This is a genomic window from Paenisporosarcina sp. TG20 (assembly GCF_000286315.1).
Lineage (GTDB): Bacteria > Bacillota > Bacilli > Bacillales_A > Planococcaceae > Paenisporosarcina.
Window position 1 is genome coordinate 1 of record NZ_ALJG01000352.1, and the last position, 12,240, is coordinate 12,240.

8 protein-coding genes and 1 pseudogene are annotated in these 12,240 nt (G+C 38.2%); 5 read left to right on the forward strand and 4 right to left on the reverse strand.

Annotated features, from left to right (window positions below):
* The 3 genes and pseudogenes from B371_RS24165 to B371_RS0117300 form a co-directional block, all read left to right on the forward strand.
* Positions 1 to 219: pseudogene (locus B371_RS24165) on the forward strand (hypothetical protein); the annotation flags it as partial.
* 533 nt (positions 220 to 752) lie between these two features.
* Positions 753 to 2,021: an ice-binding family protein gene (locus B371_RS22545; RefSeq protein ID WP_019415573.1), complete on the forward strand. Its 1,269-nt coding sequence runs from the start codon at positions 753 to 755 to the stop codon at positions 2,019 to 2,021.
* Positions 2,014 to 2,652: a class D sortase gene (locus tag B371_RS0117300; RefSeq protein ID WP_019415574.1), complete on the forward strand. Its 639-nt coding sequence runs from the start codon at positions 2,014 to 2,016 to the stop codon at positions 2,650 to 2,652. The genes B371_RS22545 and B371_RS0117300 overlap by 8 nt, the downstream gene beginning before the upstream one ends.
* A 140-nt stretch (positions 2,653 to 2,792) precedes the next feature.
* Here the strand turns inward: B371_RS0117300 and B371_RS0117305 are convergent, their stop codons facing one another.
* The 4 genes from B371_RS0117305 to B371_RS0117320 form a co-directional block, all read right to left on the reverse strand.
* Positions 2,793 to 6,002: a DEAD/DEAH box helicase gene (locus tag B371_RS0117305; protein ID WP_019415575.1), complete on the reverse strand. Its 3,210-nt coding sequence runs from the start codon at positions 6,000 to 6,002 to the stop codon at positions 2,793 to 2,795.
* 436 nt (positions 6,003 to 6,438) lie between these two features.
* Positions 6,439 to 8,349, reverse strand: coding sequence for a fructose-specific PTS transporter subunit EIIC (locus B371_RS0117310; RefSeq protein ID WP_019415576.1), 1,911 nt, complete (start codon positions 8,347 to 8,349; stop codon positions 6,439 to 6,441).
* Positions 8,346 to 9,278: a 1-phosphofructokinase gene (pfkB, locus tag B371_RS0117315; RefSeq protein ID WP_019415577.1), complete on the reverse strand. Its 933-nt coding sequence runs from the start codon at positions 9,276 to 9,278 to the stop codon at positions 8,346 to 8,348. The genes B371_RS0117310 and pfkB overlap by 4 nt, the downstream gene beginning before the upstream one ends.
* The gene (locus tag B371_RS0117320) at positions 9,275 to 10,027 is read right to left on the reverse strand and encodes a DeoR/GlpR family DNA-binding transcription regulator (RefSeq protein WP_019415578.1); all 753 of its coding nucleotides are present in this window, start codon (positions 10,025 to 10,027) and stop codon (positions 9,275 to 9,277) included. Before B371_RS0117320 ends, pfkB begins: the two co-directional genes overlap by 4 nt.
* 142 nt (positions 10,028 to 10,169) lie before the next feature.
* On the opposite strand from B371_RS0117320, the gene B371_RS0117325 reads away from it, so the two are divergent.
* Together B371_RS0117325 and ptsP are read left to right on the forward strand one after the other, a co-directional pair.
* Positions 10,170 to 10,436 (forward strand): phosphocarrier protein HPr, encoded by a 267-nt coding sequence (locus B371_RS0117325; RefSeq protein ID WP_019415579.1) that lies wholly within the window; start codon positions 10,170 to 10,172, stop codon positions 10,434 to 10,436.
* Positions 10,436 to 12,157 (forward strand): phosphoenolpyruvate--protein phosphotransferase, encoded by a 1,722-nt coding sequence (ptsP, locus tag B371_RS0117330; RefSeq protein ID WP_019415580.1) that lies wholly within the window; start codon positions 10,436 to 10,438, stop codon positions 12,155 to 12,157. Before B371_RS0117325 ends, ptsP begins: the two co-directional genes overlap by 1 nt.
* Positions 12,158 to 12,240 lie beyond the last annotated feature (83 nt).

A 12,240-nucleotide genomic window follows, 5' to 3' on the forward strand; every position in this document is an offset into this window, starting at 1 on the left:
CGTGGGACGAATGAACGCCATAATGGATTGATACGTCGCTTCATTCCCAAAGGGAAGGCCATTTCAGCAGTTTCTGATGTAACAGTTACATATGTTGAGAATTGGTGCAACCGGCTTCCGCGCAGAATTCTTGGGTACCGTACGCCTGAAGAATGTTTCCAGGGCGAGCTATTACAATTGGTTTCTGGCAAGGACGACATGCGTTGTTTAGCAACTTGACAAGGAGCCTCTGCGGGTATGACTCCCAAGCCTTGAACCCCCAGCAGAGTGAACTGGCTTTTGCCTGCCAAGACTATCATGCCCGCCTCTCCATGTAAAGTTGCGAGTCAGCTACTCTAGTACCGTTGCTTAGTCTTATTCTTATTAGCATCAAATTAGCGGTTTACTTGGTTTTTCACTTCTGTTGCATTTAATATTGCAATTGAGGATTTAATTTAATATGATTATTTACATAGGTAAAGTAAGTGTTTTCGACAATTTTATTTATATTTAGGCACATAGTTTCAACTATCTACAAAACTCTCCAAATGTCTTTGACAAATGATATTTGGGTTGGTAAGATTTTCTTTAATGAGAAAATGCCCCTTTTTTCATAGGTAATTATTCGTCTCCAGTTGCTATTTGATTTTTGTCCCCACTTTTTTGTTTACTTTAAAAGACTATCATTTTTTGTTCTTGATTAAGATTGATTGTTTTGGGTTAAATTGGATATATGTAATATAGTAACTACTATTAAGAGAAAGAGGTGACTCATGAAATTAAGTTATATTAAATCGACATCATTCTTACTTATTTTTTTGCTTTCGTTTACAGTCTTTTCATTACCAGTAGGTGCAGCTGGTACAGCACCTGATCTTAACACAGCGAGTTCTTATGGTATTTTAGGAGATACGGCAACAGTTACCGGTGAAACCCATATAAATGGGGATTTTGGAATTAATTCAAAAACAGGAGATGCGGATGTTAAAGGGGTAATAAATATAGCGAATGACGCATATAAAGCAGCCTTTTCAGATTTAGGCTCAGCTATTGTCGCTGCAGAATCTCAAGTAGCTGATTTTACACCTGTAACATCTGATCTTGGAGGTCAAACATTAACTCCAGGGGTTTACAATTTTACTAAAGCTGCATCAATTGGTTCAGATATCATACTTGACGGCAACGGGGTTTATATTTTTCAAATTGGTGGAGCGTTTACTACTGCGGCAGACACTAAAATTAATTTAATGGGTGGCGCTCAAGCTTGTAATATCTTCTGGGTAGCAAATGTTGCAACCATCGGAGCAAACAGTACCCTTGAGGGAACTTTAATGAGTAAATCAGCAATTACGCTTGGTGCTAACTCAACGACTAACGGCAGAATTCTTGCACAAACTGCAGTTACAGCTAATGCAGCTAATACAAGAATTAACGTTCCAACAACCTGTACAGCTATAACAGAACCAGAACCGGATCCAGTACCCGCACCAGAACCAGATCCAGTGCCAGCACCTGAACCGGATCCAGTACCCGCACCAGAACCAGATCCAGTACCGGCACCAGAACCTGATCCAGTACCCGCACCTGAACCGGATCCAGTACCAACACCAGAGCCAGATCCTGTACCAGTACCTGAACCTGGCTATAGTCCAATCAAAGCAGAATGTCCTTCTCCCTTAGTGAGTGTTGAATTGAACTCAAAAGGAAATTTGATTATTCATGCTGTGCTACCTAATGATACAAAAGCAACAGGTACTTGGGTATTTAATGTAGGTGGGAAAACTTACGAAGTAAAAGGCAGTGAAGAAATAACCTATACAGCAGTTAATGTACCAGTCGGTACTTACAAAGTTGATGTACAATTTATTCCAGATAATAATGGAGAAGTTGTCGATTTAGCATCATGTACAGTGTCTGTACCTACTGTTTCAGGAGGAACACTACCAGACACATCTACACCTTGGTATAATTTACTTCTTGTTGGAACAGTTCTATCGCTATTAGGTATAACGTTCTTGATAAGAAAGAAGATTTATGAATAGAAAACGTCCATCTATAAGAAAGTTTAAAGGTTTTCATTTGCTGTCCCTGGGATTATTGATCCTGGGGATTAGTTTTATTATTTGGTCGTCATTTGAAATTTATGGAAATAAAGTTTCAATGTCTGCACCAATTATACCAATTAAAGAACAACTCGAAACCGTTAACCTCCCTTCTATCTCTAATGAAGTTGGAGAAAAAAAAATATTGTACCCTATAAGACCAACAGTAGGAGAAGACATTGGGAGTTTAACGATTCCAGCATTAAATCAAACTATACCTATATTTCATGGAACAGATGAGGATGAATTAAAAAGAGGTATAGGTCACTTTGCCCAAAGTGTGCTACCAGGTGAAAATGATAATTCCGTATTGTCAGGACACCGGGACACTGTATTTAGGAAATTAGGGCAGTTGAAACTTCAAGATCAACTTATCGTGAAAACTTCAGCAGGTGTGTTTACATATGAGATAAAGGAAATTAAAATAGTTGATCAATATGATAAAACCATCATTACACCAACAGACGATGCAGTTTTAACCGTAACCACTTGTTATCCTTTTGATTTCATTGGAAGTGCACCAGACAGATATATCCTTATCGCAGATCTAATCAATAGTGAAATATTTTAATTTATGAACAAAATTACTAAAAATAAAACCACCTATTTTGATTTAACATCAAATAGGTGGTTTTATTGTATAAATGGACAGAAAGGCGATTTGTGGATATTAAAGGTTTACTTCGTATAACCTCATAAGTTTTCCAACTCTTACAACATCAATATTGACCTAATGTCCTCTTCAGTAAGTGTTGGTGAAACTTTTCCTTCAGGATCGAAAATTTCTTCAATGAGCAGTTTCTTTTTCTCTTGCAGTTCATTCATTTTTTCTTCAATTGTCCCTCGTGCAACAAGCTTGATGACTTGAACAACATTGGTCTGTCCCATGCGATGGGCACGATCAGCAGCTTGCTCCTCTACTGCTGGATTCCACCAATTATCATATAGGATAACCGTGTCAGCACCCGTTAAATTTAGGCCTGTCCCTCCTGCTTTCAAGGAAATGAGGAACAGATCCCGTTCGCCATCATTAAATCGATTGCAGGTATCCACTCGTTCCTTGGATGGAGTTTTTCCATCAAGATAGAAATATGGGTGCCCTTGAATTGCCAGCTCCCTCCCTATTAGTTCAAGCATTTTAGTGAATTGGGAGAAAATCAACACCCTCCTCCCTGCTATTTGGGATTCCTCCACAATCTCCAACAATTGTTCGAATTTTGCTGAGCTTCCTTTATAATCATCTACAAATAATACTGGATGACAACAAATCTGCCGTAAACGAGTCAAACCAGCCAAAATTTTAATGCGGTTTTTTCTGATACTATCTTTGTCCAGATGTTTCAACGTATCATGTTTAAGTTTCGCCAAATAAGCAGCATAAAGCTTTTTCTGATCAGGAAGCAACTCGATTGATTCAGTGGATTCGATCTTATCAGGAAGCTCTGGTAGTACATCCTCCTTTAATCTGCGGAGTAAAAATGGTTTAATTCTGCGACCAATTGTTTCCTTGGAAAGGTTACTATATTCCTTAAAACCCATAAATAGTTCAGGAAAGACCACATGAAAAATCGACCATAATTCTTCAAGTGAGTTTTCTACTGGTGTACCAGTTAGAGCGAAGCGGTAATTTGCCTGTATCTTCTTTACCGCTCGTGCTGTTTGTGTCCAATGATTTTTAAATGCTTGTGCCTCATCAAAAAACACAGTGTGAAAAGTTTGTTTCTCAAACCACGAAATATCCTTTCGTAATAAAGGATAAGAGATAATGACAACATCCACTTCTAGTGCAACCTTTAAAATTTTAGTCCTTTCTGCCTTATTTCCGTCAATTACAACAGCTTGTATATTTGGGGAAAATTTCGTTAGTTCATTAAGCCAGTTATAAGTTAAAGATGATGGGCAAACAACAAGGACTGGATGCTTGTTGTTTTTGATGTCTTTAAGTTCTGATTGAATAAAAGCGATACTTTGTAGCGTTTTTCCAAGACCCATATCATCTGCAAGAATTCCTCCAAATCCATAGCTCGCTAGCGTTTTCATCCATTTATATCCTTGTTTTTGATATTCGCGTAATATCAACTCAAGGCTATTTGGAACTTGGAACTCTAAACTACCGGGATTTTGAATGTTATGCAAGAATTTCGTGAACGATTCTTCTAAAAGATACGAATTTTCATCAATGGAGTTAAACAGTTGGAGTCCCTTAATGATTGGTAAACTTATACCGTTTTCTAAATCCTCATTTTGGACTGGGTATGCATTTAGGAAACGCTGAATTTCTTCAAATTCCCTTGTCTCCAATGAAAGAAGTGATCCATTTCGCAAACGATAATACTTCCGTTTTTCTTCTAAAGCTAGCAGAATGTCACGTATATGTTTTTCAGGAATTCCATCCATTTCAAATTTGAATTCAAGCCAATTGGTACGTTCTTTTTGTACCTTTACTCTAATCCGAGGACGAGCATTTTCTTTAAAGATTCGATTTCTGACTGCAGTGGTTGCGTATATTTCTACAAGACTTTGGATTTCGGGAATGACATGATACAAAAACGAATACTCTAACTCTTCATCATGTAAAAAATAACCTCCGGCCGTCTTGATGAACAAACTATCGTCCATCTTCTGGAGGATTAAATTTTCTTTCTCTAAATCTCTACTAAACATGGAGTCCAACAATAATTCCCGAGTTTCAAAAGGATCAATTACAATGCTTCCATAGTGAAACTCCAATCCAGCAAGCAAACGATCTTTTACACGGTCCAAGTAAAGCTTGATTTTTAAAGGTGTCTTATCAAACTTTTTGGACATAGCTGCAGGTAGTAGCACGTCACCTAGTCTCTTTAAATCCGGAACTACTTTTTCCAGAAAAACGTCTATTTGTTCATGAGGTATAAGAATTTGATTAGACCCAGAAACATCTAGCATTTCTTTCAAATCAGATAGACGGTTACTGTCCTCGCTTTTCATACGGATTATTTTCCCTTCGGAGAGGACAGAACTATATGAATTTAGCACAACTAATTGATTCATTCCATGAATTCTCATTTCATAGGCTGAGCCCTCAGCTTCAGCAATATCAAACTGTAAAGAAAGCGGTTCTTTGGTTAAGTGAAGGCCTTCATATGATTGTCCATCATATTCTAACTTTAGATTTGGTGCTTTTTCTAGTATTGGCAAAAGCCTTTCCCATGCAGAAGGAGGAATTAATAATAGTTGATTGTTTCGCACTAAGTCTGATTCATCCAACAAACCATCTATGTAGAGCTGTTCATCGTTCACTATTGCTATGAGTTTCTGAAAAACATTATTTGATTCTTGTTGAAAGCAGTGAATACTTTGGTCGTAAGTAAATGAAATAGAAAGAACTGTGGGAATTCCTTCTTTTATTTTCAATAGAAAATCTCTAATATTCGGTACAAATGTTGAACCAATCTTAACTTTTATTCCAAACTTATACTGTCCTCGACCTAAGTGGACTGGCTGATATATAAACTCTACATCCAACATTTCCCTTTGTTCAAAGTGTAGTTGATGATTACTTGAACGTATTGGTTGTTTATTGAAAATGGATAGAAAACCCTCAGTTAGTGCTTTTTGAGTTGTCAGTTGTTCATTTGCAATAATAGGAAAGGTTTCTTGCAGTTGATGTTCGGAAATTGACAGTAAAACGGCAGCAATATGCTGACAACTTTTTTGATAGGAAGCTAGTTTAGGACAGCTGCATTTGGGTTTAATCCCTCCGTTTTTATCCTTTTCAATGGTGACATAAAAGTCTTCAGTACCTTTAACTATTGCTTCGCAGTAACCTGGACTATAACTTTCAAATGTAACATTATTAGCACGATAAAAAGAGTCTCCTTTTTTGAAGGAGACTGTTCCGCACATTTCTTTTATTATTTTTTGATTAATTTTGATTTTCAAATGTCTTGCACCTTCTTAGGAATATTTCGAAGTGTAAAATTAGATGAATTCACGTAGTTCAAGTTAATATTTACTTACTATCACAATTGTATCATATAGGTCCCAACTCTACTGTGCAAAGTGTTTCAGTTAAGAAACCTTACAACAATCCGCGTTATCTTGTTATTCTCATGTACCTCACACTAAGATACCTCACCTGTTATCCCAGACAACCCAATCCATAATAAAAAATCCACCTTATACTCTAATATGAGTATAAGAGGTTGTTCAAAAAGTCCGCTAAAAATAGCTGTCGTATCTCTTCGTTGGCTTGCTTCTCTGCTCCTCACGTATCAACACCATACGCTCCGGTGCTCGAAGGCTACGCCGCCTCGACCTACTCGGCTCTTTTTATGCTCCTTTTTGAACACGCACTATAAGGTGGATTAATAAATTCTTATGCAATTTTATTTTTCAGTAAACCTGCCATTACTGCTGTGACAACTGAACCAGCAATGATTGCTAATGCATAGAGCAAGATTTTCGCTATGCCTCCGTCAACCAGTACCATGACGAATACTCCACCATGTGGTGCGCGAAGAGCGATGTCGAATAACATTACAAGTCCACCAGTTAAAGCTGCACCTGTTACTGCAGATGGAATGACACGAGCTGGGTCAGCTGCTGCGAATGGGATAACTCCTTCAGTAATAAAGCATGCTCCTAGAACATAAGCTGTTTTCCCTGCTTCTCTTTCCGGTTTTGTGAACCGGTTTTTGAACAATGTCGTTGCTAACGCCATCCCGAGTGGAGGTACCATACCTGCGGCCATGACTGTTGCAATATACGTGAAGTTTTCTGCATCTAGCATTGCAAGGCCGAATGTGTATGCGGCTTTATTGATTGGACCACCCATATCGATAGCCATCATCCCGCCTAAGATGAGACCGACAAGAATTGCGTTGGTTCCACCTAATCCTTCTAAAAATGAAGATATTCCCGTATATACTTTTGTTAATTGTGGATTTACAAGCATCATGACTATACCGGTAATCGCAATACTGAAAACCGGGAAAAATAATACAGGCTTTAAACCTTCAAGTGAATCTGGTAAACGAGCGAACATTTTCTTAACGAACAAAGTGACGTATCCTGCAAGGAAACCAGCGATAATCCCGCCTAGAAAACCAGATCCTCCACTCGCCCCTTCTACACCTGTTACAGTAATTGCGATTAATCCACCAATCATACCTGGCGCAAATCCTGGACGATCAGCTATACTACTTGCGATAAATCCAGCTAGAACTGGAACCATTAAGAAGAATGCTTTTGCTCCACCGATTGTGCTTAACATTGCTGCAAATGCATTGTATTCTGGGCTATCTGGATTACCAGACTCAATTCCCCAGAAAAACGAAAGGGCAATTAATATCCCGCCACCAACGACAAAAGGCAACATGTTAGAAACGCCATTCATTAAGTGTTTATAAAATCCATTACTCAATTCAGTTCCAGATTCTTCTTCTTTAGATGAGTCATGGCGATAAATCGGTGCATCATTTGTGATTGCTCGATTCAGCAAGGTATCTGTCTCGTAGATTGCCTTACCCACCTTCGTCTGAATGACGGGTTTTCCATTGAAACGTGCCATTTCCACTTTAGTGTCTGCAGCCACAATAATGGCATCTGCACCAGCAATATCAGCGTCTGTCAAGCGGTTTTTCGCACCACTTGAACCGTTAGTTTCAACTTTGAGAGAAATGCCCAATTCCTTTGCACGTTCTTTAAGCTTTTCGGCCGCCATGTATGTATGGGCAATCCCTGTTGGGCAAGCAGTAACGGCTAAAATTTTCTTGGATGTACCTGTACCTTGTTTTACTTCTGTTTCAATTGCTACGTCTGTTCCATCTACTTCAGATTCCTTTTCTGTCACTGCTCTTAATACATCCCCAATAGAAGTTGCTTCGAGAATTTTTTGTCTAAAGTTTTGATCCATCAAAAAAGTGGCCAACCTTGAAAGTGCGTCTAAATGATCATTATTAGCACCTTCGCTTGCAGCAATCATGAAGAACAAATGTGCAGGTTGTCCGTCAAGTGACTCATAGTCAATCCCAGTAAGTGATCGTCCAAATGCGATCGCAGGTTCTTTTACTGCGGTAGATTTTGCGTGGGGAATAGCTATGCCATCACCAATTCCAGTTGTACTTTGCTCTTCACGTGCTAATATGTCTTTCGTGAATGCTTTTTTATCTGTCAGCTTATTTGCCCTGCCTAGTTGATCTATCAATTCTGTTAAAACAGCCTTCTTGGAATCTGCTTTTAAATCCAAGATAATGGTGCTTTTAGTTAACAATTGTGTAATTTTCATTTTGTCACGTCCTGTTCATGGATTGGGTGTATTATTACTTGTTCTACCAATGCTTCAACATCACTTTTCTCACATAAGTCTGATTGAAAAGCGGTGGCACTTCCACTTGCCACACCATATCGAAATGCCATTATTACATCTTGATTTTTAATGAATGATGCGATAAATCCTGATACAAGTGAATCTCCAGCACCTACAGTGTTAACAACTTTCCCTTTCGGAACTTCAGCGGAAACGACAAGGTTTTTTGTGACAAGAAGTGCACCTTCTTTTCCCATTGAAACAACTACGTTTTGAACACCTATATCCACTAGTTTTTTTGCATAATGGCAAGCTTCTTCTTTAGTTGTAATGATCGTCTCAAATAATTCCCCTAGCTCATGTTCGTTCGGTTTGATTAAAAATGGTTTTTTAAGCACCAACTTTTTAAGTGCAGGTCCGGATGTATCTAGTACGAAATGGACATCCTTATCATTACAAGTTGAAGCGATTTCCATAAAAAATGTGTCAGGAATCGACTCTGGTAAACTTCCAGCAAGGACAAACCAATCACCTTGTTTCATTGTTTTGATTTTGTCCAATAGTACATTTTGTTGCTGAGTATTAATGACTGGACCGGGCCCGTTCAATTCCGTTTCTTCCGATGCTTTAATTTTCACATTAATTCGTGTTATTTCATCCGTCTGAATAAAATCGGTATGAATGCCTTCCTTCATAAGAAACTGTTCAATGTAGTTTCCCGTGAATCCACCAGCAAATCCAAGTGCAATGTTATTGACACCTAAGCGTTTTAAAACGCGCGATACGTTAATCCCTTTGCCCCCTGGATAGTAAAACACTTCATTAGAACGATTTAATTGACCAGTTTTAAAATCCGATAAGAATGTGGTGTAGTCAAGCGATGGTGTAAATGTGCATGTATAAATCATGTCTTCTCCACCTTTACAGTTGTCTTATTCCTCAATGACTCAATGGTTTGTAATGACAGATTGTCCACAATTAGAACGGCATATTCCAGATCAATTATTTTAGAAAAACTTACTTTTTCATATTTGGTATGATCTGTCACCACATAAGTTTTTCTTGAAAGTGAACTAGCAAGTCTTTTTATTGATGCCTCTTCAGGATCCGGTGTCGTATATCCATACTGTTCATGAAAACCATTTACACCAAGAAAACATTTATCAAATCGATAGCTTTGTAACGATTGAATAGTTTGGGAACCGACAAGTGCTGCGGTCCTGGACTTAATTAAGCCACCTGTCAAGTAGGTAGTAATGCCATACTCGTTAAGTGAGTCAACATGAGTGAGTCCATTTGTGACAACAACTATGTCTTTGTCTTTCATATGAGGTATCATTTGAAATGTTGTACTACCAGCATCAAGAAAAATGCAGTCTCCTTCTTTAATGAACGATGCAGCAAATTTAGCTAAGCGTTTTTTCTCTTGAAGATTCTTGGTCGACTTATCTAAGATGCTAGGTTCTAATGAATTTCTATCCGTTAACATAGCTCCACCGAAGACCCGTTCTAATCTATTTTGATTTTCGAGCTCGGTCAGATCTCTTCTTATCGTCGATTCTGAAGAGCCAGTAGCGTCTACAATATCTTGTATTTTAATTGTTTGCTTTTTAGCCAATAAGCCTAAGATAATTCCATAACGTTCATTGGTTAACATCTTGTCACCTTCTTTATTATTATTAAAATAGATAATACTTGAAATCGCTTCCAAAATCAATCATAATCAATCATAAGCGGTCATAATCATTCAGAAAATTTGATTGTCATACATTGACCATAAAATAAGAGGAGGAATTTCAATGATTGAAAAACAATATAACATCACATCAGCAGAAGGTATTCATGCTCGTCCAGCGGCAGTATTAGTAGGGGCTCTTGCTCCATATAAGTCGGAAATTACACTTGAGTGGAATGATAAAAAAGTTAATTTAAAATCGATATTAGGTGTCATGTCTCTAGGCGTTTCATCTGGTGCGAGTATTACCATATCAGCTAACGGAGAAGATGAAGAACATGCAATGGCGAAAGTAGCAGAGATTATGGAAACACAAGGAATTGGAAACTAATGAATCAAAGACTATCCGGAATTGCAGCATCAAATGGAATTGCCATTGCCAAAGCTTTCAGACTTGAAAATCCGGAATTAATTGTTAAAAAAACGTCTATTTCAAATAGTAATGCGGAGCTGAAACGCTTCGAATCAGCTCTGGACCAATCGAAATCAGAACTTGAAAAAATTAAAGCGCAAACAGCTCAACAAATGAATGATGAAGAAGCCGCTATTTTCAGCGCTCATCTTCTCGTGTTAAGTGATCCAGAATTACTTGGACCCATCACTGAAAAAATCAAATTAGAAAATGTGAATGCAGAGTTTGCCTTACAAGAAACCGCTAATATGTTCATTGGATTATTTGAATCAATGGACAATGATTATATGAAGGAACGTGCAGCGGACATCCGGGACGTTACAAAACGTGTATTAGCACATCTATTAGGTGTATCCATTCAAAATCCTAGTATGATTACAGACGAAGTGATTATCATTGCAGAAGATTTGACTCCTTCAGATACTGTTCAGTTGAACCCACAATATGTAAAAGGCTTTATTACGGATATCGGAGGACGTACATCGCATTCTGCCATCCTAGCCCGTACATTAGAAATCCCAGCTGTTGTTGGGGCAAAAACGGTTATGTCTTCTATTCAAAACGGAATGATTGTGATTGTGGACGGACTGGAAGGCGACATAATTGTTAATCCAGATCAGAAGACAATCGCCAGTTATGAGGATAAAAAAGCAAGATATGAACAGCAAAAATCTGAATGGGCAAAATTAAAAAATGAACCTACCATTACTTCTGATGGTTATCATGTGGAACTCGGAGCAAATATTGGGACGCCAAAAGATGTAGCTGGTGTTCTTGAACACGGTGGTGAAGCAATTGGTTTATACCGAACCGAATTCCTTTACATGGGGCGCAATCAGTTTCCCGCAGAAGATGAACAAGTAGAGGCTTATGCATCAGTTCTAAAACAAATGAATGGTAAACCGACAGTTGTTCGCACGCTTGATATTGGTGGCGACAAAGAACTCTCTTACTTAAAACTACCAAAAGAAATGAATCCGTTTTTAGGTTTTCGGGCCATTCGTCTGTGCTTAGAAATGGAGGAAATGTTTAGAACACAACTTCGTGCATTGCTGCGCGCTAGTATCCATGGAAATTTGAAGATTATGTTCCCGATGATTGCAACCATTGAGGAATTCCGTCAGGCAAAAACGCTTTTCCTTGATGAAAAAGCGAAACTTGAAAAAAAAAATATTGCAATTAGTAAAACGATCGAAGTCGGAATCATGGTTGAAATTCCTTCAACTGCTGTCATGGCCGATATTTTTGCCAAAGAAGTAGACTTCTTTTCGATTGGTACAAACGATTTGATTCAGTATACAATGGCGGCTGATCGGATGAATGAACGTGTTTCCTACCTTTACCAACCGTTTAACCCTGCCATCCTTCGACTCGTGAAAATTGTCATTGATGCAGCGCATAAAGAAGGAAAATGGGTAGGCATGTGTGGCGAAATGGCAGGGGATGAAATCGCGATTCCAATCCTTTTGGGACTCGGACTTGATGAGTTTTCTATGAGTGCTTCTTCTATATTAAAAGCACGTTCACAAATTCTGAAGTTATCAAAAAAGGAGATGGAACGACACACTGAGACTATCCTCTCTATGTCTACCTCTCAAGAAGTAGAAACTTATGTGAAAAAGATAAGTGTAACGGAATAAAACATCAAAAAGCAGGTAGATTCTTTTATGAATCTACCTGCTTTTCTTTTTTTATATGAATTATTTTATCAGTTGAAAAGCAT

Excerpts from the sequence above, each read along its gene's own strand:
- B371_RS22545 (WP_019415573.1), top strand. The coding sequence starts at position 753 with ATGAAATTAAGTTATATTAAATCGACATCATTCTTACTTATTTTTTTG.
- B371_RS0117300 (WP_019415574.1), top strand. The coding sequence starts at position 2,014 with ATGAATAGAAAACGTCCATCTATAAGAAAGTTTAAAGGTTTTCATTTG.
- B371_RS0117310 (WP_019415576.1), bottom strand. The coding sequence starts at position 8,349 with ATGAAAATTACACAATTGTTAACTAAAAGCACCATTATCTTGGATTTA.
- pfkB (WP_019415577.1), bottom strand. The coding sequence starts at position 9,278 with ATGATTTATACATGCACATTTACACCATCGCTTGACTACACCACATTC.
- B371_RS0117320 (WP_019415578.1), bottom strand. The coding sequence starts at position 10,027 with ATGTTAACCAATGAACGTTATGGAATTATCTTAGGCTTATTGGCTAAA.
- B371_RS0117325 (WP_019415579.1), top strand. The coding sequence starts at position 10,170 with ATGATTGAAAAACAATATAACATCACATCAGCAGAAGGTATTCATGCT.
- ptsP (WP_019415580.1), top strand. The coding sequence starts at position 10,436 with ATGAATCAAAGACTATCCGGAATTGCAGCATCAAATGGAATTGCCATT.